This window comes from Dokdonia sp. Hel_I_53 (assembly GCF_007827465.1).
Classification (GTDB): Bacteria; Bacteroidota; Bacteroidia; order Flavobacteriales; family Flavobacteriaceae; genus Dokdonia.
In genome coordinates, this window is record NZ_VISL01000001.1 from 2,148,040 (window position 1) to 2,173,712 (window position 25,673).

General features: G+C 36.1%; 24 protein-coding genes and 1 riboswitch. Of the genes, 8 read left to right on the top strand and 16 right to left on the bottom strand.

The features are described from left to right. Positions 1-197: 197 nt before the first annotated feature. Complete coding sequence (locus OD90_RS09660) at positions 198-749, top strand: CvpA family protein (protein WP_144668968.1); 552 nt, start codon at positions 198-200, stop codon at positions 747-749. Positions 750-779: 30 nt separating this feature from the next. On the opposite strand, the gene OD90_RS09665 is transcribed toward OD90_RS09660, so the two are convergent. From OD90_RS09665 to OD90_RS09720, 12 genes are all read right to left on the bottom strand, one after another. Next, a complete protein-coding gene (locus OD90_RS09665) occupies positions 780-2,657 on the bottom strand; it encodes a SulP family inorganic anion transporter (protein WP_144668969.1) in 1,878 nt (625 codons plus the stop codon). A gap of 120 nt (positions 2,658-2,777) precedes the next feature. Further along, positions 2,778-3,404, bottom strand: coding sequence for a carbonic anhydrase family protein (locus OD90_RS09670; protein ID WP_144668970.1), 627 nt, complete (start codon positions 3,402-3,404; stop codon positions 2,778-2,780). 44 nt (positions 3,405-3,448) lie between these two features. Then, positions 3,449-5,038 carry a SulP family inorganic anion transporter gene (locus tag OD90_RS09675; protein ID WP_144668971.1) on the bottom strand — a complete coding sequence of 530 codons (1,590 nt, stop codon included), beginning with the start codon at positions 5,036-5,038 and terminating at the stop codon, positions 3,449-3,451. Between the two features lie 91 nt (positions 5,039-5,129). Continuing rightward, a complete protein-coding gene (locus OD90_RS09680; protein ID WP_186434745.1) occupies positions 5,130-5,429 on the bottom strand; it encodes a hypothetical protein in 300 nt (99 codons plus the stop codon). A gap of 56 nt (positions 5,430-5,485) precedes the next feature. Next, complete coding sequence (locus tag OD90_RS09685) at positions 5,486-6,265, bottom strand: tetratricopeptide repeat protein (protein WP_144668973.1); 780 nt, start codon at positions 6,263-6,265, stop codon at positions 5,486-5,488. Between the two features lie 23 nt (positions 6,266-6,288). After that, a complete protein-coding gene (locus tag OD90_RS09690; RefSeq protein WP_144668974.1) occupies positions 6,289-8,055 on the bottom strand; it encodes a BatD family protein in 1,767 nt (588 codons plus the stop codon). Positions 8,056-8,089: 34 nt separating this feature from the next. Further along, positions 8,090-8,980, bottom strand: a complete 891-nt coding sequence (locus OD90_RS09695; RefSeq protein WP_144668975.1) for a tetratricopeptide repeat protein — start codon at positions 8,978-8,980, stop codon at positions 8,090-8,092. Positions 8,981-8,983: 3 nt separating this feature from the next. Continuing rightward, a complete protein-coding gene (locus OD90_RS09700) occupies positions 8,984-10,018 on the bottom strand; it encodes a vWA domain-containing protein (protein WP_144668976.1) in 1,035 nt (344 codons plus the stop codon). A gap of 45 nt (positions 10,019-10,063) precedes the next feature. Beyond that, positions 10,064-11,068: a vWA domain-containing protein gene (locus OD90_RS09705; RefSeq protein WP_144668977.1), complete on the bottom strand. Its 1,005-nt coding sequence runs from the start codon at positions 11,066-11,068 to the stop codon at positions 10,064-10,066. After that, positions 11,068-12,738, bottom strand: coding sequence for a DUF4381 domain-containing protein (locus OD90_RS09710; RefSeq protein ID WP_144668978.1), 1,671 nt, complete (start codon positions 12,736-12,738; stop codon positions 11,068-11,070). The genes OD90_RS09705 and OD90_RS09710 overlap by 1 nt, the downstream gene beginning before the upstream one ends. Before the next feature lie 43 nt (positions 12,739-12,781). Then, positions 12,782-13,648: a DUF58 domain-containing protein gene (locus OD90_RS09715; RefSeq protein WP_144668979.1), complete on the bottom strand. Its 867-nt coding sequence runs from the start codon at positions 13,646-13,648 to the stop codon at positions 12,782-12,784. Between the two features lie 74 nt (positions 13,649-13,722). Beyond that, a complete protein-coding gene (locus OD90_RS09720) occupies positions 13,723-14,727 on the bottom strand; it encodes an AAA family ATPase (RefSeq protein WP_144668980.1) in 1,005 nt (334 codons plus the stop codon). 161 nt (positions 14,728-14,888) lie between these two features. Between OD90_RS09720 and OD90_RS09725 the strand changes: the two genes are divergently transcribed. Next, positions 14,889-15,761 (top strand): aldo/keto reductase family oxidoreductase, encoded by an 873-nt coding sequence (locus OD90_RS09725; protein ID WP_144668981.1) that lies wholly within the window; start codon positions 14,889-14,891, stop codon positions 15,759-15,761. 64 nt (positions 15,762-15,825) lie between these two features. Here OD90_RS09725 and OD90_RS09730 read toward each other — a convergent pair whose 3' ends face one another. After that, a complete protein-coding gene (locus OD90_RS09730) occupies positions 15,826-16,617 on the bottom strand; it encodes a DUF4382 domain-containing protein (RefSeq protein WP_144668982.1) in 792 nt (263 codons plus the stop codon). A 152-nt stretch (positions 16,618-16,769) separates the two neighbouring features. On the opposite strand from OD90_RS09730, the gene OD90_RS09735 reads away from it, so the two are divergent. From OD90_RS09735 to OD90_RS09755, 5 genes are all read left to right on the top strand, one after another. Then, on the top strand, positions 16,770-17,516 hold the full coding sequence (locus tag OD90_RS09735; RefSeq protein WP_144668983.1) for an SDR family NAD(P)-dependent oxidoreductase: 747 nt from the start codon (positions 16,770-16,772) through the stop codon (positions 17,514-17,516). 32 nt (positions 17,517-17,548) lie between these two features. Further along, positions 17,549-18,685 carry an ATP-binding protein gene (locus OD90_RS09740; protein ID WP_144668984.1) on the top strand — a complete coding sequence of 379 codons (1,137 nt, stop codon included), beginning with the start codon at positions 17,549-17,551 and terminating at the stop codon, positions 18,683-18,685. A 61-nt stretch (positions 18,686-18,746) separates the two neighbouring features. Next, entirely contained in the window at positions 18,747-19,472 is a 726-nt protein-coding gene (locus OD90_RS09745) for a metallophosphoesterase (protein ID WP_144668985.1), read from the top strand. Between the two features lie 87 nt (positions 19,473-19,559). After that, on the top strand, positions 19,560-20,756 hold the full coding sequence (locus OD90_RS09750) for a sensor histidine kinase (RefSeq protein WP_144668986.1): 1,197 nt from the start codon (positions 19,560-19,562) through the stop codon (positions 20,754-20,756). A gap of 232 nt (positions 20,757-20,988) precedes the next feature. Continuing rightward, the gene (locus OD90_RS09755; RefSeq protein WP_144668987.1) at positions 20,989-21,330 is read left to right on the top strand and encodes a hypothetical protein; all 342 of its coding nucleotides are present in this window, start codon (positions 20,989-20,991) and stop codon (positions 21,328-21,330) included. Here the strand turns inward: OD90_RS09755 and OD90_RS09760 are convergent. Both OD90_RS09760 and greA read right to left on the bottom strand, forming a co-directional pair. After that, the gene (locus tag OD90_RS09760) at positions 21,320-21,715 is read right to left on the bottom strand and encodes an HIT family protein (protein ID WP_144668988.1); all 396 of its coding nucleotides are present in this window, start codon (positions 21,713-21,715) and stop codon (positions 21,320-21,322) included. The two genes, OD90_RS09755 and OD90_RS09760, sit on opposite strands and share 11 nt — an antisense overlap. An 88-nt stretch (positions 21,716-21,803) precedes the next feature. Then, on the bottom strand, positions 21,804-22,280 hold the full coding sequence (gene greA, locus OD90_RS09765) for a transcription elongation factor GreA (RefSeq protein WP_144668989.1): 477 nt from the start codon (positions 22,278-22,280) through the stop codon (positions 21,804-21,806). Positions 22,281-22,467: 187 nt separating this feature from the next. Here greA and OD90_RS09770 point away from each other — a divergent pair, with 187 nt between their 5' ends. Beyond that, positions 22,468-22,887: a hypothetical protein gene (locus tag OD90_RS09770; RefSeq protein WP_144668990.1), complete on the top strand. Its 420-nt coding sequence runs from the start codon at positions 22,468-22,470 to the stop codon at positions 22,885-22,887. Between the two features lie 66 nt (positions 22,888-22,953). On the opposite strand, the gene OD90_RS09775 is transcribed toward OD90_RS09770, so the two are convergent. Beyond that, entirely contained in the window at positions 22,954-25,395 is a 2,442-nt protein-coding gene (locus OD90_RS09775; protein ID WP_144668991.1) for a TonB-dependent receptor, read from the bottom strand. Between the two features lie 169 nt (positions 25,396-25,564). Beyond that, positions 25,565-25,666: riboswitch (TPP riboswitch) on the bottom strand. Positions 25,667-25,673 lie beyond the last annotated feature (7 nt).

The following is a 25,673-nucleotide window of genomic DNA, read 5'->3' on the forward strand; positions in this document are numbered from 1 at the left end:
ATATCTCCTTTAAATTATATATTTCTCACAGAACCTATACGTTCACTCTTATAGGTGTTATGTCGTTTTAAAAATGTTGTAAGCAAAGATACATCCTACTCTTAGAACACATTAAATTAAGGGTTAGCAAATATCCATTTGCGTATTAACCAATATTAATACAATCGTTTTATCTATCAAAATCATATATTTATACGATGAATACTATAGATATTATTTTTGGAATCATATTGATTCTTGGGGCTGTTCAAGGTCTTCGTAAAGGGCTGTTTGTTGAACTAGCCTCTCTTATTGGTTTGATTGCCGGAATTTATGGAGCCATACATTTCTCTTATTATGTCGGCGATTGGTTAGTAGAAAAAACCTCTTGGAGTGAGCAGGTCATTAAATTAACTGCATTTGCTATCACATTCATCATAATCGTACTTGCTGTTTCACTAGCCGGAAAACTACTTACGAAGGTAGCAAGCTTCGCTATGTTAGGTATTGTGAATAAAGTTGCAGGAGCAATTTTTTCTGTAATTAAATTTGCGTTCTTGCTTAGTGTTGTACTCATGTTTGTTGATGCGGCAGATAGACAAATAAGCATTATTGGAGAAGATAACAAAGAAGGGTCTATACTTTACCCAATTGTTCAGCCTATTGCACCAGCGATGTTACCATCTATTCTTAAAAAGGCAAAAGATGAGAATATTTACAACCCAGATAAAGAAAAAGAGTCACCAGATAATGATGACTCTAAAATATAAATTTTGGTATTCGCTTTCGCGAAAGCGAACTTAAGCTACATCCTCTACTTTGTTTCTAAGGGAAGCAATGCATTCTTCAAAAGTTGCATACACTTCAGATTCCGGAATGAGATTAGGGATAATACCAATACGGTCTAGCATATATTTTGGTTGTTCCTTTAATCCGACGATATGAAGGTCAACCCCAGCTTGCTTAAGTTGAAGCACGGTATCTTCAATCGCATAAACACCAGATTGATCTATATAGGGCACCCTACCCATACGTAATATTACGTCTGTAGCTGTGGCTGGAATTTGTTTTGATAGTGCAGAGAACTCGCTTGTATACCCAAAGAATAATGGCCCGCTAAGGTGCTTAATAAATATCTCTTCTTTTAACCTTTCTGGAAAATTGCCTTCATCTTTCCATTTCTTATTTAAAGAATTGATGCTTCTCAAGTCTACCACTCGGGATTGTCGCGCAGTAAAATCACCCATCTTTTTCATAAACATGAGACAAGCTAATATAAGCCCTATTCCTACAGCAGCAACAAGGTCCCAAACCACAGCAAGAATCATTACGGTAAACATAATAATAACTTCAGAGCTAAGTTTTATAGGTCCTTTACGAATATCTTTTGGAAGGTTAGGGATTGCCTTAAGTCCTTTGTAATCCATCACTCCAAAACCTACAGTTATGAGTATACCCGCTAGTACAGCAGCAGGAATTTGTGAAGCAATGGGGCCTAAGGCTAGAAGCACAACTAATAATAAAACTGCGGCAATCATTCCAGAGAGTTTTGTTTTCCCTCCTGAGTTTATATTTACAACCGTACGAATTGTTGCACCGGCTCCTGGTAAACCTCCAAAAATAGAAGCTATTGAGTTGCCTATACCTTGGCCTATCAATTCTTTATTTGGTTTATGATTAGTCTTTGTCATGTTATCTGCAATCACAGAGGTGAGTAGAGAATCAATGGCTCCTAAGAAGGAGAGCGATAGAGCTGTGAGAATATAAGGAGATATTAAATCAAAATTAAAATCTGTTATAATGCCCAGATTTAATTCTGGAAACCCACTTGGGATTTCTTGAATAGCACGATATTCAAATGGAGCAAAATAGGCTATTAGTGAAACTACTAAGAGTGCAACAAGTGTACTTGGGACTGCCGTAGTAATGTGTTTAAAACCATAAATGATAAGTATAGTTGCTAGTGCCAGCGCAAGCTCAATCCAATCTATATTATTTAATGCTCTGCCTATCACTTTAAATGTTCCCACTACACCAGATGAGGCCGCCTTTGCAAGTACAACAGCTTCTGTGTTAACATCTTCAACCTTCGTTAATTTTGCTTGCTTAATGGTTTCTTCAAAATCCTCAAGCACTAGCAATCCTTCTCCAGCTTCTTCTTCTAAAATTTTTTCTAAAAGTATTTCTTGTGCTTCGGGTACGAAGCTTTGAACATATTCTGTATCATCGTTTGGATAATAGCCAACTGCTGGAAGAATTTGTGTGACTAATATCATGATTCCTATGGCAGTCATAAAACCGGAAATAACGGGGTAAGGGATATATTTTATATACTTTCCTATTCCTGCTACTCCTAGGATTATTTGAAAAATACCTGCCAGCAAGAACACAGTTAGTATAGCGGGTAAGGCTTTTTCTACATCACCGTCATTTGCAGCTATAATACCAGCAATTACCACCATACTTACAGCAGTCATAGGTGCAGTAGGACCAGAAATTTGAGTGTCAGTACCGCCAAAAAGTGCTGCAAAAAAGCCTATAAAAATAGCTCCGTATAGACCAGCGCTAGGCCCAAGACCAGATGACACCCCAAAGGCTAATGCTAGAGGAAGGGCTACAATTCCAGCAGTAATTCCGCCAAATACATCACCTTTTAAGTGCTTAAAGAAATTTTTCATAAGAAGAATGATTGGTAAATGTTCAATTTACTTTTTTTAAGAAAATAAGGGCGACCTCTTAACGAAATCACCCTTTTTTTTAACAAAATCTCTTACTTAAGAGAATTATACGCTTATCAATTATAGGAAGTCAACCGCACCATTTGAAATGTCATATACGGCACCTACAATTTTGATATCACCATTTTGTTCCATCTCTTTTAGAAGCGGACTATCATCACGCATTTTATCAATTGTTAAATGCACATTCTTTGTCACCACATCATTAACAAATGTTTTATTTGCGCTTGTTCTGTTTTCAGATTCTTTAGGCTCACTCACCGCATGAACAGCAGGTCTTATTTTTGATAGTAGAGCAGTGATGTTACCAAGTTTTACATCATCGCAAGCACCTTTTACGGCTCCACACATGGTATGGCCTAATACTACTACGAGTTTTGAGCCTGCAACTTTACAACCATATTCAATACTTCCTAATACATCTTCATTAACGATATTTCCAGCAACTCTTGCGCTAAAAATATCTCCAATACCTTGATCAAAAACAATTTCTGCAGGCACACGAGAGTCGATACAGCTTAAAACAACAGTATGCGGCCATTGACCACCTGTTGTGTCTTTAATTTGGTTAAGTAGATCTCTATCTGCAGCTTTTGCTGATACAAATCTTTTATTACCTTCTTTCAATAAATTTAATGCATCCATGGGTGTGGTTGCATCTTGTGATTCTTTATTAAATGTTTTCATAATTATATTTTTAAGTAGCTCAATCAATTTACGATTGAGTCAGTTTAATTTTTTATTTTTTTAGACTTTTTAGGTCTTAGCTTAAAAAACTCTATATAACTTTCAGGGTTTTCTATGACACCTCTCTCAGATATAAGCTTGATATCAATGTTTCGCTGTTTTGCTTTGAAAGCAAAATCATCTAATATCTCAATGATATCATTATCTAGATATCTCGTTTTTCTAACATCCAGTTCAAGGTATGAATTTTCTGGAAGCGCATCGAGTTCTTTTAAAATGGCCCCTTTGTTGAAGAAAGTAACCTCTTCTGCAAGTGTCATTTTCATTTTACCGTCTGTAGGATCTTCATTTTCTTTGTGTAGGAAATGAGAGTTTTTATAACTACGGAATAGCACAATGACAATTCCTACTCCCAGTCCCAAAGCAAGTCCAATAAGTAAGTCTGTAAACACAATTCCTACTACCGTAACAATAAACGGCAAAAACTGTTGCCACCCTGCATCCCACATCGCCTTAAAAGTAGAAGGTTTTGCAAGTTTATAACCAACAATAAATAGTACTGCAGCAAGAACTGATAATGGAATCTTTTGTAGCAAAAACGGAATTGCAGCCACAGAAAGTATAAGTAAAAAGCCATGAAGTACTGCTGCTGCTTTTGTTTTACCGCCAGACTGAATATTTGCAGATGACCTTACGATAACCTGTGTTATAGGTAAACCTCCAATAAATCCAGAAACTATATTTCCAGTTCCTTGAGCAAGTAGCTCACGATTAGTTGGAGTTACTCTTTTTTCTGGATCGAGCTTGTCTGTAGCCTCTACACACAAAAGTGTTTCTAAACTTGCTACTAGTGCAATTGTAAAAGCTGTAATAAGTACAGGAGGTGTAAATGCCTGACTAAAATCTGGAGTTACAAATTGGGTTAATAGACCTGTTGTATCTCTATCCTCGCTAAGAGACACTAGGTGCTCTGTTGATATTCCAAATTCTGTTCCCTTTGTAACAATGTAGTATACAATTCCTACAACGACAGCAACTAATGGACCTTGTACAAGCTCAAAGAATCTTCCTTTTTTTGATAAAACACTACTCCAAAGTATTAATATAGCAAGTGATATCAACCCAATTATTGTGGGTCCAATACTCGGATCCCCGATGGCATTCAAGATTTCTGAAAATGTATTCTCACCATCTACTTGAAAAAAGGCAAAATCCCCTTCTGGATCATCATCATCCCCTAAAAAGTGAGGAATTTGTTTTAGAATAATTATTATTCCTATTCCTGTAAGCATACCACGGATTACAGAACTCGGGAAGTAATACCCAATAATCCCTAATCGTGCCACACCAAATAAAACCTGAATAATCCCACCTATAACTACAGCAGATAAGAAAATTTTGAAGCCTAATTGATCGATGGCAACTAGAACTATTGCAGCAAGTCCAGCAGCTGGACCACTTACTCCTACCGAAGAACCACTAAGTAAGCCCACGATTATACCTCCTACTATACCCGCAATGAGGCCAGAAAAAAGAGGTGCGCCACTGGCTAATGCAATTCCTAAACATAAGGGTAAAGCGACGAAAAATACGACAACCGATGCCGGAAGGTCGTTTTTTAAATATTTAAACATAATTTATTGAATTAAAACTCACATCATTTTGTGAGTAGTTGTGATACCTATAAAAGTGTTGCCTTTAGGTTAAGGCAATGAAACTAGTTAATTAAGTAAAATGCTTTGGAGGTGGTGATTTTACAACCAGTGAATAAGAATAAACTTTTTCTTGATAAAAGAAATTTGAAGAATTCTCTTTAACTATTTTATTAAAAGAAGAATTCGTGTTTTTTTCAAAAAATTTCTCAACCTCTTCAATTTCTTTCTTTGAATCCTTCTTAGATTCCTCATCAAAATCTTGAACATGCTCAATGTCAGTGCCATTATCACAAAGGGAAAGGTATGACGGGCCCAAGATGGATGCTGTCATAAATAAAAGGAAAGAAATAAGAGATAAAGTCTTTATCATTAATTTATGGTACTACAGTAAAGGTAAACAATACTTAAAGAGAGTCATAAATTTACTTATAGTTTTTTGACATCGGCCGCTTGTATCCAGCCAGTTTTACCATCTGCGATCCGTATCTGATTCCAATTTTTTACGGTGTCAAGAATCATAACTTTTGTACCCTCATGCAGCGTAAAAGCATCTGTACTCCTAAGGTTGGGCTCACTCTTAACTTGAGATTCTATGGCAAAAACAATTGCTGGGTTATCTTTTTCTGCTTTCGCGAAAGCGTTATACGCAAACATTAAACTTATACCAGCGATTATTAAAGATACAGTGAAGCTCAGAAATAAAATCCGTTTTGTAGCGCTTTGTGAGACAAAATAATAACTTACAAATAGAACTACAAAAAGAAATACAAAGAACACAGTGGTATACGCCCAACCATCGATAGTTAAGAAATTTAGAATTGAACTATGCCATTTTTTAAAGATACTCTCTGGAAGTGGCGTAATGCCATCTATTTTCATCTTTTGAGCAAATTGTGCATTGTTGTTTATCTCATTATCTGTTGGATCCAGTAGTTTTGCTTTTTCATAATAATAAATGCTAGGAGCCACATTATTCAGTTTGTAATGAGCATTTGCTAAGTTGTAATATAAACCTGCACTCTCTAGATCGCTATCTAAAATTTTACGATAGGTATCTATAGCTTCCTGATATCTTCCCTCTGCATAATGTGCATTTCCCATTTCAAAAATTTGAGAGGGAGCTTGAGCATATAGAGATGCTGTAGATACAAGAATGAGTATCGTGATGATCTGTTGTATACTGCTTTTTTCCTTAAATGCTTTCATTTGTACTATGGCTATACAGTAGTTTAAAGTTGTTTGTCTAATTGAGAGATTACTCTAACCGCCTTGTCATAATCTTGTTGCATGGCTGTATTGCTTGATGGGGTATATCTTGCAAACTCACAGCTCTCTAACAAACTTATAAATTCAATGCTAGTAGCATCATCTACATCTTTTTCCTTTAACAAGCGTGAGATACGATCTTTTGACATCTCGCTAGTAGTAATAGTAAGTTTTGCTTTTAGATAGTTGTGAAGTGCTCGCTCCATAGCGATATAAAACTCTTTTTGATTCCCTAAGTTTTTCCTTGCAGTACTTAAGTATTTACGGGCAAGCTTATCTGCCTTACGAATACGATTACCAGAGACATCATTTACATAAGCTTCTCGTTTTTTACGCACCAGCATAGCTAGTGGTATCATTAAAAAAGGAGTAATAGCAAGCGACCAAAACAGTGTTGATTTAAAAAATCTTTCTTTTGTGATGGCCTTTAAGTTAGTATCGTTTTTAATATATTGAAATTGAGTATTAGAAGATACGACCGCTTGTTTCTGTACGTCTCCATTTTGAGAAACAGTTCCCACCGCTGCAGTAGGGCCATTTTTAACTTCAATTACTAAACCTTTAGACGTCTGCCTCTCATACTTTTCTGTAGCAGGATTAAAATATGAAAAGGAGAGCGGTGGTATTGGGTAGGAACCTTTAAATTGAGGAACAATCGTAAAGACCTGTTTTTTAACGCCACTCATACCTGCTAGGTTTGTACGTATTTTATCATCATTTTGTGGTTCGTATACCTCAAGAGAGCTAGGTAAATTAGGCGCTGGAAGTTCAAATAATTTCAAATTACCACGCCCTTGTACTTCTACAGTCAATTCTAAAGCCTCACCAGCGTCCAACTCATTTTTATCAATTCTCACCGCAAAATCAAAATCACCTACCGCACCCGTAAAATCATCTGGTTTTCCTGGTTGAGGAAGTGGTCTAACATTGATGATTCTTTTCTGTGCTTTTACAGCAATATTTGTGCTTTTTGTAAGAGTACGTCCAAAGATATCTCGCCTATTTGTAGGAACGCTTACTGCAACGTTAAGACCTAAGGGTTCAATCTCAAGTTTACCTGTTTTTTGAGGATACAACACTGTACGACGTAAAATAACATAGCGGTAGGGTTCACCTTGATATTCTCCCTCGTATACCTTAAATTGTTTCTCATCAATATTCTGACTCCAGAAATCTGCAAATTTTGGAGATTCTGTCTCTCGCCAGGTACTTACACTTGTTCTCTCTGCAACATATAATTTATAAACGACTGTAAAGGCTTCATTTACGAAGGGACTAGCTTTAGAAATCTCTGCAACTAAGTGTATATTTTCTTTTGCAATAAATGAGACATCATTAGGGTCTGTAGGCTTTTCTACAGCACCAGTAACAGTGATATCTATAGGTTGTGATTTGTAGATTTCACCATTTACCGTAATTTGAGCAGGACCAATTCTAATTGTTCCTTGAGCATTAGGACTGAGAAAGTAAGAAAATGATTTTGAAAAGCTACTTTTTCCATTTACCCATTGTCTACTTGTAGTCTGACTAGGGCCACCTACCACTGTAAAGCCTTGAAAACTAGGTGGGGTAAAGTTGTCACCGTCTTGATTCATTGAAAATTCAACTCTAAGACGTTCATTTAATCCTAATTTTTTCAAATTAGTTTTTGCTGTAAATTCAACATCTTGAGAAAAGAGTGTAGATACAGTTAGTAATAATATAGACAGTATTAAAAATACTTTTTTCATCTCTTAAAATTAGTGGTCTTAATAGACAAGTGAGCTACCAGTCTTTTTCAGTTTTGACTCTTGCTCCCTTAACTTTTTGTGCATTAATTTTTTCTTGTGTTTTTTGTTCTTGCTCTTGCATCGCCTTTAAAAGACTTTGCACTCTTTGAGGAGAAAGTTGACCTTGTTGAGGTTGTGGTGGTGGCTGTTTTTTGTCACCTTCTCCACCATCTTTCTTTTGATCTTGCTCTTTGGGTTTTCCTTTATCATCTTCTTTCTGCTCGCCATCTTTCTTTTTATCCTTTCCTTCATCATCTGTCTCTTCTTCATCGCCATCGTCACCCTCTTTTTTATCGCCGTCTCCTTTATTGTCCTTTTCGTTTTTATCTTGGCTATCTCCTTTATCTTTTTTTTCTTCACTCTTATCATCATTGCCACCATCACCACCACCACCGTTTTTGTCTTTTTCTTTTTTTGCCATCTGTAGGTTATAGCGTGTTTCTTCATCTGTAGGATCTGCGCGTAGTGCGTTTTTATAGGCCTCTACAGCACCATCCCAATTTTCTTGCTGATAAAAAGCATTCCCTAGATTGTGGAAAGCTTTGTGCTTTTCTTTTTTGGTTTGAGCAGCTTCTGTAGCTTTTACTAGCACCGCTATACTTTCTTTCCATTTTTTATTTACGTAATAATTGTTACCAGCATTATATGTGGCAGGTACACTCTCAGGTGTTAGTGCTATAGCAGTACGAAGTTTAGATTCCGCTTTCGCGAAAGCATCAAAATCAAGTACCCCTCCCTCTTGATTCACTAAAGCCTCTGTACCTTCGATAACAAGTTCTCTAGATTTTTCTTGATTAGGGTTTTCTGGTACTGTAGGTCCCTTTCTAGTTTGACCTATAGCCGAAATTGAAAGCGTGGCAATTGCCATTAGAAATAACTTTTTCATCGGTTATTGTTCATTAAATAAGTTCAACTTTTTCAACCAATTTGTTTTTTTGTCAAGTAAGAATATGTCTAAAAATAATAACAGTAAACCAGCGGCTAGAAACCATTGAAAGCGGTCTTTAAAATCTGCAAACTGCTTTGCTTCAAACTCTTTCTTGTCCATACCATTGAGCAAATTCTGTACCGTTTCTACAACAGCAGCTGTGCTACTGCCATCGATATATTCTCCATTTGCCTCAGCAGCAATGTCTCTTAATGTTTGTGCATCAAGGCGAGTAATAACAGTCTCGCCATTTTGGTTTTTTTTATAACCCACAATTCTTCCATTACGCTTGAGCGGTATGGGTCCTCCCTCTAATTTACCTACACCTATTGTATAAATTTGAATACCTTCTTCTCTTGCTTGCTCAGCAATATCAGTAGATTCTCCAACGTGATCCTCACCATCAGATACAATAAATAATACTCTATTAGTTTGTTCTTCATCATTATAATACGTTTTTGCAAGCTCTATAGCCTCAGAGATAGCGGTACCTTGACTGGATAGCATATCTGTACTCATTTGGCTTAAAAAAAGTTTTGCACCACTATAATCTGTAGTAATAGGCAACTGAGGGTATGCACTTCCTGCATATGCAATTATACCCACACGATCACTGCCTAGATTATTTATAATTTGTGTGACGAGTTGTTTAGATTTTTCTATGCGGTTAGGTGCGATATCTTCTGCCAGCATAGATTTTGAGACGTCTATAGCAAACACCACATCTACCCCTTCACGCTTAACAGTTTCTAATTTTGTGCCCACTTTGGGATTCACTAAAGCAAATACTAAAAAGAAAATAGCAAGACAGGTGATAGTTATCTTCAAAATAGGCTTAAAATAGGATTTGTCAGGACTTAATTTTTTAAGTAAAACACTATCTGCAAATTTCTTTTGGGCCTGGCGTTGCCAGATGACTACGCCTGTGTATAGCAGAATTATTGCTGGAATAACCAACAATAGCCAAAACCATATTTTTTCTTCTAGTATATACATCTAGATATTTCTTTTTTAACGGTGATATGCTTTCGCGAAAGCGTATTATACAAAACTCCTAAACACAGTATATTTTAAAAGCAACTCGATGAGGAGTAATAAACCTGCAAGTAATACAAGAGGTCTAAATTTTTCTTCATAATTTGTATACTTAAACTCTTCTACATCTGTACGCTCTAGTTTGTCAATCTCATTATAGATTTCTTTAAGCTTTTCATTATCTGTTGCTCTAAAATACTTGCCTCCAGTAGTTGCGGCAATTTCTTTTAAAAGCTCTTCATCAATAGTAACTTTAATATTTTCGTAGACAAAGCTTCCATTTGCATTTAAAGCATAAGGAGAAAGTGCAGTACCGTTTGTACCCATTCCAATAGTATACACCTTTATGCCAAATTCTTGTGAAAGTTCTGCTGCGATACGTGGATCAATTTGACCTGCATTATTCTCACCGTCCGTCATTAAAATAATAACCTTACTAAGTGCTTTACTGTCTTTTAACCGGTTTACACCTGTTGCAAGCCCCATTCCTATAGCTGTACCGCCCTCAATAATATTGTTATATTCAATAGATTTTAGTGCGCTTAACACAATACTTTTATCACTAGTAATAGGCGTTTTTGTAAAACTCTCGCCAGCATACTCTACAATTCCTATACGATCGTTGGGTCTTCCATTAATAAATTGTGCTGCAACAGTTTTTAATGCTTCTAACCTATTAGGCTTTAAGTCTTTTGCAAGCATACTTGCAGAAACGTCTATTGCGATGACGATATCAATACCTTTTGTGGTTTTTGTCTTTGTAGACACCTCAACATTACGGGGTTTTGCCAATGCCGTAATAATTAATGCAAGGCACGCCAGTCTTAGTATAAAAAGTATAGGGCGGAGCTTAGGTAAGATACTAGCATTCTTTTTAAACCCTTTTGTACTAGAAATTTTAACAGCTGGCGTCTGTTTATTGTATCTCCATAAATACCAAGCTACGGCTACTGGTAACGAAAGTAGTAACCAGAAAAACTCAGGATTTGTAAATTCAAAATTACTCAGCATTATTCTTTTTCTTGATCTTGTTGTGCCGCTTGTACCTCTACACTTTGTAAAATACGGTTTGCAATTTTCGTGCTGTACTCATCATTTTCATGCCATCTCAAGAATAGTTCTTGAGTAGTATTTTCTGCTACAAATACTAATAGCGCGTATTCAATATCTGTTTCTTTTTCTGTGTTTGCAAACGTCTTTCCTGTACCAAATACTTTTACTCCTTCGCCACCATTAGTAGTTTCAAATTTTTCATTCTTTACAATTGAAAACTGAGTACCATCTTCTTCAAAATATTTTAGCCTTACATCTATTATCGGCTCTGGTGCAGCTTTTGTATCCTTGGGATAACTTGTTTGGAAAAGTGCAACGGTAAATGACCTATTTGGGTCACTTATCCATACAAATGAGTTAGCTTCTACATTTTGACTAGCATCCTCAGGAATATTTACTTTTTTTCTTTCAAGCACTTTGGGCGTACTTATAACCATAGAAGGAGACCCATATTCACTGGTGATCCAAGTCCCTTCTGAGAGTTCTCTTGTCATATTCCCAAACACAAAATCTTGCACTTCACTAAGTCCTTTTATGCCAATAGCGACGCCCGTTGCAAGTAACAATATAGCAAGTACACCTCCTATTCCAGACAACCAGAGTTTACGAGTACGCTTTCGCGAAAGCGATTCTCTATAGTCTTCTTGTTTCATTAACTCCTCTACTGTAGGAGCAGGTAGTGCATCTTTAGTCTCCTTTACTATTTCTTCTACTACATGCCTGTCTGCTTGAGCTTTTCCCTCTGGAGGATTAACACGGGCAAATTTTATTAAATCTGCACGCTTAAAAATGTCTTTTATTCTAGTAATTGTTTGAGGGTTAAAATCAATATTTCCAGAATCGCGCTCTAATTGTAATCTTTCTAAAAGCTCATCTGTAGTACTCTCAAGTGAACGATCATATACTTTTTCGTTATAATAACGTCGTACTGTATCTGTAAGTTCAGAATAATATTCTTTGTATTTTCCTGTTACTATGTAATCCTTTTGATCCAGCGCTTGCAAGCTTGCAATGGCTTGCTCGTAAGGAGGGATATATTTTTCTGCTTCTTTTCTTTTCTTATTGCGGTGAAGCAACCACCATAAGAATATGACAATAGCTAGAGTAACAGGAATTATATAAAGTAGATATTTCCACCAATTGCTATAGTCTTTGGGTAAATTAATAATAGGTTTTATATCATATAGGCCTTGATTTACGGTATCTAAGACAACATTATTAACTGCTACTAAAAAACTATCTGTCTCAACTGTGCGTGTACCTATAATTATCTTTTGCCTAGGTATTATGTACCTACCACTGTCAAACTGTGTAAGCCCGTATTTTTTAACGAGTTTCATCTTTGTAGATGCAGCATTTGCTGTATCTACGGTATAGCTTTCAATCACCTCTAGTGGAGTGAAAGTTTGGCCTTCTGGAAACACAACGGACTCTCCTTGATTTGCGAGTACTTCTACCTTATAGTTGATTTGCTGCCCAATTAATATGGAAGTAGAATCAATAGTTGCTCTAACCTCATTTTCTTGCGCGCTAGTTTGGAAAAAAATAGCTGATAAAAAAAATAGAAAGCACAGGAGTGCTTGCGTTTTGTAATAGACCTTGTTGATATAAAAAAATTCTTTAATCATTTATTGTATATACAGTGCTCTTAATTTCTAAAATAGTACTCTATTAACCTCTTCTTTTAAAATATCCCAATAATTTTTTTACATAGCTTTCATCCGTTCTCACATCTATCACACCAGCTCCACTACGACGAAAGGTATCTTTAAAATAAGATACTCTATCATTATAGTAAGAAGCATAATCTGAACGTACTTTTCTTGAACTTGTATTTACAAGCATTAATTCGCCACTTTCTTCATCCTCCATTTGTACCATTCCCAAGCTAGGGATGTTCTCTTCTCTCTGGTCATAGATACGTATTCCCGTAATATCGTGTTTGTTCGCAGCAATTTTTATAGTTTGCTCATAACCATCTGTAATAAAATCTGAAAGCACAAAAACAATCGCTTTCTTTTTCATGACGCTACTCAAGAATTTAATAGCTTGAGAAAGGTCTGTTTTTTTTGATCTTGGCTGAAACTCTAGGAGTTCACGTATGATTCTCAAAACGTGGTATTTTCCTTTTTTTGGAGGGATAAAGAGTTCAATTTCATCTGTAAATAAAATGAGACCAATTTTATCATTGTTTTGCATAGCACTAAAGGCCAGTGTTGCAGCAATTTCTGTTACAATCTCATTTTTAAATTGCTTATCTGTTCCAAAAAATTCAGAACCAGAAACATCTGCCACGAGCATCATGGTGAGTTCTCGTTCTTCTTCAAAGACTTTAATATAAGGTTCGCTGTATCTCGCAGTAACATTCCAATCTATATTACGTACATCGTCGCCAAATTGATATTGTCTCACTTCAGAAAAAGTCATACCACGACCCTTAAATGTAGAGTGGTATTCACCGCCAAAAATGTGATCAGACAACCTACGCGTCTTAATCTCTATTTTTCGTACTTTTTTAAGTAGTTCCTTAGTATTCATCTTTTAAGTTTGCAGTCTCAGGCGACAATTTACAAGCAAGTCTCGCTGTCAATATCACATATTTTTAATCCTATTTACGGTACTTCAATCTGATTTACAATCTTATCAATAATATCTACAGAAGTAACATTTTCTGCCTCTGCTTCATAAGTTATTCCAATTCGGTGACGTAAAATATCGTGTACTACAGCACGCACGTCTTCTGGGATTACATAACCACGACGCTTAATAAACGCATAACACTTTGCTGCAGTAGCAAGATTAATACTACCACGAGGAGAGGCTCCAAAATTTATGAGCGGTTTCAAGTCTGCTAGACCATAGTTTTCTGGATATCGTGTTGCAAAGATGATATCAAGAATGTACTTCTCGATTTTCTCATCCATGTACACTTCTTTTACGGCTTCTTGTGCGCGTAAAATTTGTGCTACAGTTACAACAGGGTTAATCTTTTCAAAAGCACCTTTTAAGTTTGCTCTAATGATTAACTGCTCATCCTCTAGCGTAGGATAATCAATAACCGTTTTTAACATAAAACGATCTACTTGTGCCTCAGGCAGCGGATATGTACCTTCTTGTTCTACAGGGTTTTGAGTAGCCATTACTAGAAATGGCTTGTCCAATACGAACGTTTCATCACCTATAGTAACTTGTTTTTCTTGCATGGCTTCCAGCAGCGCAGATTGCACTTTTGCAGGGGCACGGTTAATCTCATCTGCAAGCACAAAATTTGCAAAAATAGGACCCTTCTTGATGCTGAAGTCATTGACCTTCATGTTGTAAATTAATGTCCCCACCACATCTGCAGGTAATAAATCTGGAGTAAATTGTATACGAGAGAATGAACCTTGTACTGCTTGAGAAAGTGTATTAATAGCTAGCGTCTTTGCAAGCCCTGGCACTCCTTCTAGTAGGATATGACCTCGACCTAAAAGACCAATAAGTAGCCTTTCTACCATATACTTTTGACCTACGATTACTTTCCCCATTTCTTGGGTAAGTAGATCTACAAAAGCACTTTCACGTTCTATCTTTTCATTGATTGCACCTATGTCAATCGTGCTCGTATTTTCTTCCATAATTATAAATTCTGAGTATAGGACTTTCTAAACGTTGCAAAGTCTAATTTTATTCCTATAATTCTTGTTAACATTTGGTTAAAAATTGAGGAAGTAAAAGGGCTTTCCGTGTATTTCTGTAGCTTTAGTTAGATTGAATTTAGGAAAAACGAAAATAAAAAATGTCACAAAAATATTCAAAAATTATTCAAGGTTGTATGACTTGGGGGGTGTGGGGTAAAAAATTAAATACGTCACAGATGGTAGAATCTATACATCATTGTGTTGAGCAGGGTCTTACTACATTTGACCACGCTGATATTTACGGAGATTATACTACAGAAGGAGAGTGGGGTTATGCTTTCGCGAAAGCGAACATCGCAAGAGAACAGATACAAATTATAAGTAAATGTGGTATTCAAATGAAGGGTGCTCACAGGCCAGAAAATGTAGTAAAACATTATCAGTACACTAAAGAATATATTATTTCTAGTGCTGAGCGATCTTTAAAAGAACTTAGGGCAGATTATCTAGATCTTTTCTTATTACACAGACCTAGCCCATTGATGAATCCTGCAGAAATTGCAGAAGCCGTAGAGGCTTTAAAAAGTAGTGGGAAAATAAAAGACTTCGGGGTGTCAAATTTTACGAACGATCAAGTTGATATGTTGAGATGTAAAACGGAGGTTGCTTCAAATCAAATTGAAATATCACTCACCTCTACAGAGTCACTTACTGATGGAACATTAGATTATTGCATCTCAAATAATGTGATCCCTATGAGCTGGAGTCCTTTAGGAAGTTTTTTTAAGGAAGATACTCCGCAAAACGAACGAATCTCTGAGGTGCTTAGTACTTTGTCAAATAAATACAGTGCGACGACAGATCAACTTTTAATAGCTTGGTTACTTAAGCATCCAGCAGGGATACACCCTGTTATTGGAACTACTAATTTTGATAGGATTGAAAAGGCAATCGAGGCACAAAGTATCCAATTAGAATTACAAGATTGGTTTGCAATGCTTGAAGCTAGTACGGGGCACGAAGTGGCTTAGTTACTATGAAAAAAAGCGGGTTATGACTTCTCATAACCCGCTTTTATATTTTTAAAAAATTCTTTTATTGGAAAGTAAAAGCATCTACAGTTGTTACAACACCAGTTTCAACATTTACATCTGATACTGTCCCTACTTCAAATCCAGCAGCTGCATCCATTTCATAAGTTAGTGTATAAGTTCCTTCTGGAACACCAGCAAGTACAAATTCACCTGCATCATTAGTAAATGCAGTAATTTCTGTAGTTCCATTAGATGCAGTTACCTCAGTTAAGAAACCTAATGGTAAAACAGTACCTGAGATTGCTCCAGATCTAGCTTCTACACTAGCACGGATAACTGGCTTTAAAGAATAACCACCATTTACTTCTTGTACTACAGATTCATCTACATCAAAATCTAATAAGAACTCATAAAAAACACCATCCTCTAAAGTTTCATTTACTTGAACTTTAAGGCCACTCTGTTGTGCACTTGGTGTAGCTAGTGGAAAAGTTTCCCCATCTACAACTATTGTGTTGTTTTCTGCTAAGATTAATCTAATCTGGCTAAGTCGTCCAGCATCTACCTGATCATCTACAAGCAATACATTTGCTCCTCCTGTAAGTTCAAGTAGGTCATATATTCCAGCATTTACGTCAGAACCTATCATTACATCATCTTCATCTTCCACGTCACCATTATACTTTATTACTACATTTTCTACATCGATGTTTACTGCATCATAATCTCCAGGAGCATCTGTAAGCCTTACAGCCATTCTTGCTGTTCCGTTGTCTGAACTGTCATCATCTCCACATGAAATAAATCCTAATGTTAATACACTTAAAAGTGCTAGTCTTAAATAAGTTTTCATAATTTGAGTTTATTAATTTATTTGGGGTTTAAAATTAATATACGCTAGAGATTGAGTTTTGGACTTAACAAATTTTAACCCGGGCCCTAAGTTTATCTTAACTTTCTAGTGTAGAGATAAAAAGCTACTTTTAAAAAAAGATATTTTTTAAAATGAGAGCATTAATAACAGGAGCCACAAGCGGCATAGGCAAAGCCACAGCTAAGCGTTTTGCGGCAGAGGGTATAGACTTAGTTTTATGTGGTAGACGAGTAGCAGCATTAGAGGAACTTAAAATGGAACTATCCACAAGGGTCAACGTATATACACTTGATTTTGATGTGCGGTCTAATGAGGATGTCCAGCGTGCAATTTCAATCATACCTATTGAATTGAACCAAATAGATATCCTGATAAATAACGCAGGTAATGCTCACGGACTAGATCCTATAGAAGATGGAAATGTTGAAGATTGGGATGCCATGTTAGACATAAATGTAAAAGGATTACTTTACGTAAGCAAAGCAATTATTCCACAAATGATCACTCGTAAGAAAGGTCACATTATTAATATAGGGTCTACCGCAGGTAAAGAAGTGTATCCCAACGGAAATGTATATTGTGGAAGTAAGTATGCGGTTGATGCTATTACTCAAGGAATGCGCCTCGATCTGAATATGCATAATATAAAAGTAGGAGCTGTAAATCCAGGAATGGTAGAAACCAATTTTAGTAATATACGCTTTAAGGGAGATGAAAAAAGAGCAGATACTGTTTATAAAGGATTTGACTGTTTACAACCAGAAGATATCGCAGATATTATACACTTTGTTGTCTCTCGTCCGTACCACGTAAATATAGCAGACTTAATGGTATTAAGTACAGCACAAGCTTCTTCTACAGTCGTGAATAAAAATTAAAAGTATAAGTAAGTAAAGCTTTATAGTACTAGATGATTAACAAACGACTTCTTGTAAAAAATCTCCTTGCTCATAATGATGAGAACAGTTTTTATGACAAGAAACGTAAAGTTGATATTAGCACAAAAGAAGGTAAAGCTAAATTCTTAAAACATATTTGTGCACTCTCTAATAGTAATCCAAAAAACAACTCATATATCGTAATTGGTGTAGATGATGGTGAAAATGCAATCGTAGGTGTTCCATTTTTTGATGATAGTAAACTGCAAAATCTAATTAACGCTTACCTTACAAACCCGCCTATTATCTCTTATGAGAATATTCCTTTCCCTAACCTCCCTTTAGATAAGGTGGTGGGACTTGTAACCATAAGAGCACAAAACAAATTAACCTCTCTTAGACGTAATATTTGGAAATATTGGGGAGGAACTGTTTTTTACCGCGATGGGAGCATGTCTATGCCTAAAACATTTAAAAGTGACATTGTAGATGTAAATAGTACAATCGTTACTAGCATAGAGAATCACGCGCAAAATAATATAAAGCTCACCCTAGATGGGGTAATGGATTTTATAAATCTTAGGCATCGTGACATGGAAAGTACTTACCATGTATTTAAAGAGCTATTTGTGGTATGCTGGGCAGGTAATAAGAAAGTTGTAAAAGGAGAGACGTACTATTCACGAGTAGACATAGAGCTTATAAATGAGCAAGTAACCCTATTCTACTCAGCACTTGATGAAATCTCTATAACGTATACTGATGATGTTTTTAAAATTGTAGAGTATGTTCATTTAGGTATTCAAGAACAATTCAAATATTATCCATTAGAAGAGGTGGTAATTCGCTTTCGCGAAAGCGGAACCTACTCCATCGATACACAACTTCTTTTTAAACCACCTAAAGTTCATAAAAAAACGCTCTATCATATTTTTAATAATAATAATGTGATTTTTTATAAGCTGAAACGTAATATAGAACTTAACCAAGGCGAGTGGAAAGATTTGTACAATGTTTCTAATACATACCTTATTTGTTACTTAAATGGATTTGATAGTGCTCTTCAAAAACTTGAAGAAATAAAGCCATACTTAAAAAAATTTAGTGGAGGTATTTATAATAGATACCGAGAAACAATGCGAATTTTAAGAAAGGTAAGGTATGAGTAGTTGTCACTTTACAAGAATTATAAAGGCTTAATTTGAAAATTTTAAAACGAAACAAATTTTAATGCGCACATTAGTTATAGGAGATATACACGGAGGACTAAGAGCCTTAGAACAAGTCTTAGAGAGAGCTAGTGTCTCTGTAGAGGATCATCTTATATTCTTAGGAGATTATGTAGATGGATGGAGCGAGAGTGCAGCGGTCATTGATTTTTTGATAGCGCTTTCTCTCAAACAAAAAACGACGCTTATACGAGGTAACCACGATGACCTTGTACAACAATGGTTAGAAGGCAGAGCGATGTCACCTAAATGGATGCAGCATGGGGGACAAAGCACAATAGACTCCTATAAATCGCGATCAGAAAGGGAAATAGATGCACATATAGCTTTTTACAAAACCTTTAAAGATTACTACATAGATTCCAAAAACAGAATGTTTTGTCACGCAGGGTTTCAAAATCTTAATGGTCCTGAGCATGAGTGGCACTGTACTGTTTTTTATTGGGACAGGACGCTATGGGAAATGGTATGTGCGATGCGTGAAGATTTTAATCCTAAAGATCTGTTATATCCTAAAAGGCTACTGCTCTTCTCTGAAATATTTATAGGGCATACACCCACAACGAGAATTCATAAAACGACACCTGTACAAATGGCAAACGTCTGGAATGTTGATACTGGTGCAGCTTTTAAAGGGAGGGTTTCCATAATGGATGTAGACAGCAAAGAATTTTGGCAAAGTGATCCACTACCGTCATTGTATCCTAATGAGGATGGTAGAAATTAAAAGCAATTGATCTACGTTTACTATACATTTTTATGAAGTAGCTAGTGTTTAATTTCTCCCTTATCTTTAGCATAAATAAATGAATTAATGAATTTCAGCGCAAGGCCACAAATTGCAAGATGGTTTATTATTATCGCCTCCTTGATTATTACCACACTTATCTTGTGGAATGTATCCTTATTCTTTGATCAACTCAAGGAAGCAGAGCGCTCTAAAATGGAAATTTATGCAGCTTCTATAAGAGCTTTTGCAAATACAAGTGAGGTAAACCCAAACCCTATAGATAAAGATGCACGCATTCTTTTTAATGAATTAACAGGGCTGCAGTTATTTATTATTTCAGAAAATAAATCTATACCTATCCTCCTATACAATTTAGAGGATGATACATATACGGCTACAAATATCCCGTCTTCTGAAACGTTAGACCACGCAGACTTTTTAGTCATGGCAGAAGAGTTTGCCTTAGTAAATAAACCTATAACTATAGGCTATGATGGGGTGGATAGCCAGATTTTGTATTATGGAAACTCTGCCACACTTAATCAAATAAAATACTTCCCTATTGCTCTTATTGTTATTGTAATACTCTTTATAGCGCTTATCTATTTCTATTATCAAACTTCAAAGCAAGGCTCTCAAAGTTTACTTTGGGCTGGTATGGCCAAAGAAACAGCACATCAAATAGGAACGCCACTGAGTTCACTTGTAGGATGGACAGAAATACTAAAAACAGAAGATGTTGATCCAGATTATATTAAGGAGATGACTAAGGACATCAATAGATTAGAGACGATAACAAATCGCTTTAGTAAAATTGGCTCTATCCCAGATTTAGAAAAGGTCGATATTATCTCTGAAACCAAAGAAGCTTATGATTACTTGAGTAAACGTAGTGCAAAATTAATACATTTTCATCTTGATGTACCTCAAGGACAATTACCTGTAATGCTCAACAAAGAGTTGTATGGCTGGACATTTGAAAACCTTGTAAAGAACGCAATAGATGCGATGAAGGGTAAGGGGTCCTTAACGATCACAATCACTCGTGATACACGTTATGCAAAAATCAATATAGCAGATACTGGTAAAGGAATTCCAAAGTCAAAATATAACCGCATTTTTGAACCAGGCTATACCACAAAAAAACGTGGTTGGGGCTTAGGTCTTTCACTTGCACGGCGTATTATGGAAGAGTATCATGATGGTCGCATAAAAGTCTTACAATCTGATATAGATAAAGGCACAACCATGCAAATCTCCCTAAGACTTGCAGAAGAGTAGAGGCGATATTTCATACTGGACGCTATACCATTTTATGGCGGTGGTGATTGTTAGATTCTAGTGATTTATGAGAGTTCTAAAAGTCTACAACAAAACATTTTTTTTATAAGCCCGGTACGCTTTCGCGAAAGCTTAAAGAGTACGTAACAGAGCCCGATTAGTTGTGTATATCATCCAGTATTAAGAATTATAAGCTAGGGCAATAGGTTAATAATTTTGTCGTTAGACTGCTATGCCTACATCCCTAATCACATTTTATACAGCGCCATTACAGTGCAATTGCCCTCAGTGTTTCAGTACTTCAGGTCTGGAGCTTAGTTTTAAGCAAGAATGGAAAGATACCTTATGGCGTAAGCAAGCGACGCCTGTTGTAAGAGAAGAATTGTATTGTAAATTATGTACAGACACCATCTATCCTGTAAAATGGACAGATGATATAGAACGGGTGTATGAGTACCATCTCAAGCGAGCTGAGAAAGTGGTTTACAATAAGTGGAAGCCACTTGCTTTTATCCTTATTTTATTTGGAATAGCAATTCTTTCAATTTTGATATATTTGGTTGTTAATCGTTAATGTAAACTTTTATCTCATCTACAAGCATCTCAAACTCTTCACCACTCATCTTTACTTTATTCATAAATCGTATATCCTCCATATCTTGTAAAGGAATTAAATGCACATGTACATGAGGCACTTCTAGACCTATAACGCTAACGCCAATCCGTTTACAAGTAATTGTTTTTTTAAGTGCCTTAGCTACTTTACGAGAGAAAATCATAAGGTCTAAATATTCATTCTCTTCTAGATCAAATAATTTATTTACCTCCCTTTTTGGGATGCAAAGCGTGTGACCTTTTGCATTTGGATTCACATCTAAAATAGCGATGTGCTTCTCATCCTCAGCTACAATATGGCCTGGAATTTCTCTGTTGATGATTTTTGTAAATATGGAGCTCATAAAGTTTGTGATTTTAATTAAGAGTTGATAGAGTGTTTTATCCCATACGTAAAGGTAAATGATAAATAGTACCGAAAACTCAGATGTCCTAGTCTCTTGTTATAGAGACAATATCAAACTTCATAATACCACTGGGTACTTGAATTTCTGCAACATCACCTACTTCTTTCCCTAGTAAACCTTTCCCTATAGGAGAATCTACAGAAATAAGCCCCTTTTTAATATCAGCCTCGTTCTGTGCTACTAATTTATAGGTCATCTCCATACCGTTAAGTTGATTTTTAATCTTAACAGTTGAGTGTACAAGAACTTTAGAGGTGTCTAATTGAGACTCATCTATAATACGAGCATTTGAGGCTAAGGCTTCAAGCTTTGCAATACGCATTTCTAGCATGCCTTGTGCTTCTTTTGCAGCGTCATATTCTGCATTTTCAGAAAGATCCCCTTTATCACGGGCATCTGCAATATCTTGTGAAGCTTTTGGACGCTCCACATCTCTCAAGTGATTCAATTCGTCTTTAAGTTTTTGTAATCCTTCTGGAGTATAGTAGTTTACCTGGCTCATAATAGCTTTGGTTTTATGTAAGTAATAGTTTTGTGGGTGCCTAATATTTTTTTAAACACAAAAAAATCCCTTATCGGGACAGTAATAACGAAGATACGAAATATTTTAAAAGCTGTTCCGTTTTATAGTACCTTGCAGCAATATTAATGACCCCAAATGTTCTTGTTAAAGTTTTAAATATTAACTAATGCGTACTTTCTGTCTTCTCACTATTGTTATATTACTTACTTCAAGCTGTTCTACTACAGATGATGATAATCAACGAAACCCTTTCTTACTCGACATTAATTTTTCAACACAATTAGGACCAATTCAAGTTCTAGATCTAGAAATCCCTAGCAGCCCTATTTATGTTGCAAATGGGGGGATAAGAGGTTTTTTTGTAATAAACACAGGGAGTGGTATTATTGCTTGGGAAGCCTCAGACCCTAACCATGCTCCTAATGATTGTTCTCAAATGACAATTGATGGTATAAATGTAGTTTGTGCTTGTGAAGAACACAACTACAACCTCTTTACTGGTCAATCTAACGGAGAGGTTTTACAATATACACTATTGCCTTATAGAGTGAGTATCTCTGGAAGCACCATAACTGTCTTTAATTAAAAAAGCCGTCCCAAAGGACGGCTCTTAAAAACCTATAGCTAGCCCCCTAATTTCTAACTATAGTATTTAAAACTTAAGGGTTGCACCCATAAGGAAATTAATTCCCGCTTGAGGATAGTAACCCACACCTTCTATAGTAGTAACCTCTCCGGGTACAGAAAAATCATCATTATACGTAAAGAAATATCCATTAGAGATATACTCTTTATCAAAGATATTGTTTACTAGCGCATTAAAAACGATAGAATTAAACACCGGTATATTGTTGAGTTCATATTGTATGCTTAGATCATTCAAAAAGTATGCATCTAGCTTAGATAACTCGCTATCAATATTACCCATGTACTGTTCTCCAACATATTTTGACAACAACCCTAAACTCAGATTATTTATTGGAGTATACGTAAGCATATTACTAGCTACTACTTTAGGTGAATAAGAGATATTTGTGTTTCCTAAGTTTGTAATTGCTCCATCTAGATCAAATAGAAAGTCTCTATTTTTATTACTACTTAAAGCTAGATTTGGTTGTAACATTAATTTTTGAGAGATTTCAATAGCAGCATCTACTTCAATCCCAGCTCTATAGCTATTACTATTTACTCGTATAGGAGCACCAGAGTTATCTAGCGCACCTGTAGGGACTAGTTGTCCGTCATAATCCATAAAATAGCCATTCACATTTACTACGACTTGAGCACTTTTAAATCTCCATCCTAGCTCAAAATCATTTAGCTTTTCTGCACGCGGTGATCCGTCCTCAAAATCTCCACGATTCGGTTCCCGATTTGCACGTGCATACGACGCATAGAATTGACTTTTTGGACTTACTTTATAACTTACCCCAAACTTTGGATTAAAAAACGCATAGCTTTCATCTACTAAAAATTCTTCTACGTCAGAGTTAAGACCCTGTGTTTCGTAAGAAATAAAACGACCTTGTAAATCCACATAAAACTGCCATGTATCGTCTAATCTGAAGTTCGCTTTCGCGAAAGCGGAAACCTCATCTTTATCACCCGTTCCAAAATAATAGCGATCTCCCAGCTCTGAGTCTCCCGCAAAACGAGCCCATATTACTTCACCAAAATGGTCTCCGCGATAGATACTACCTAGTAAACCACCCGTAATGTCAAACTGATTATCCCTATAGTTTACCGAAGCATTTGCTACAAAAAAATCGTTGTCTAACCAGCGACGGCGTATAATATCTGAAGTCTCTATAGTTTCGCCACCGATTGATTGTGGTGAAATCCCATAGAAGGCGAGTGTACTCTCATTGCCAAAATTATAATTCTGCTCGTAATAGTCATCAATGTACTCTTCAAAAAATCCACGACCGTACGTATAATTAAAACTAGCGGTAGAGCTCCAGTTGGCATCATATTTTTGGTTCCAGTGAAGCTGGTAATGATCCTGTTTATAATCATCTACCTGATTGTTATGAAACCCAGTGATGTTACCACTATTATCGAGTTGTACACCAGCGATATTAAAGGTTCTGTTTGCGTCAATATTTGTGTTTGCCCCTATAAAATTGAGACTTGTTTCTTCAAATCCATACCAAGACTGATACGTCACCTCAGAACCAGCAAAATTGATCGCTTTTATTAAAGTGTTATCATCTTTATAGGCTGCTTGTAAAAAGTAAGATTTAAGATCTGAGCTTGCTCTATCTATGTACCCGTCAGATTTAATTTGTGAGATGCGACCAGAAACTTCAATATGGTCATTAAGTAAACCTGTACTAAATTTCACATTATGACGTCTAGTATTGAAAGAGCCAAATGAATGCGAAGTCTCACCATAAGCATCTTGAGAAATTGCATCTGTGAGGATATTTAAACTCGCACCAAAAGCCCCAGAACCGTTTGTAGAAGATCCAACACCACGTTGTAATTGTAAATTCTCTACAGAAGAAGTGAAGTCCTGAAGGTTTACAAAAAAAGTAGTCAGACTTTCTGAATCGTTATATGGTATGCCATTAATAGTTACATTAATGCCTTGATTTCCAGTGCCACGTACTCTAAAGCCCGTATACCCTATACCAGCACCAGCGTCTGAGGTAGTTACTACGCCAGGTAAAAAATTGAGTTGTGTAGCAAGATCTTGCCCTAAATTACGCTTTTCCAAATCTTCTGCGTTAAGGTTAGAGTGCGTAATAGGTGAATCTGCAGCTACTCTTACGGCACTTACAAGAACCTCGTCAAGTGCTAGTGGACTCTCTGAAAGATTGATATTAAGTGTGGTATTTTTATCAAGAAGAATTGATTTCTCAATAGCTTGTGATGCATAACTAAAAACTAATATATAGCTGCCCTGTTCAAGAGCAATACTATAGTGCCCATTAAAATCTGAAATCACACCAGTAGTGGTTTCTTTAACTAACACATTTGCACCTACAATAGGTGAAGTTCCTTCTGTTATTTTTCCAGAAACAGTAAATGTCTGCCCAAAAGAAAATGCAGTATAAATCACTGCCATTGTTGTAAATAGGATCTTTTTCATCCGTAAATTTAGTTACGAATACAAAGGGCAAATATTCTATGATTAATAAAAGTACCTACTCGTATAGAACGAGTGTATTGAAGAGGATTTAGCTTTCGCGAAAGCATATAGCTCACAAAAGCAGTTCTCAAAATAAAAATTCTATAAAAGTATTCCTAGGCACACGTATTTTATAGAATCTCTAAATTCCTAAACAGCATTATCTGTTCTAGGTTCAATGGGTATAATCTCAGCTTTTATAATTACTACAAAAGCACCCCTTTGAGACGGCGCAAAGA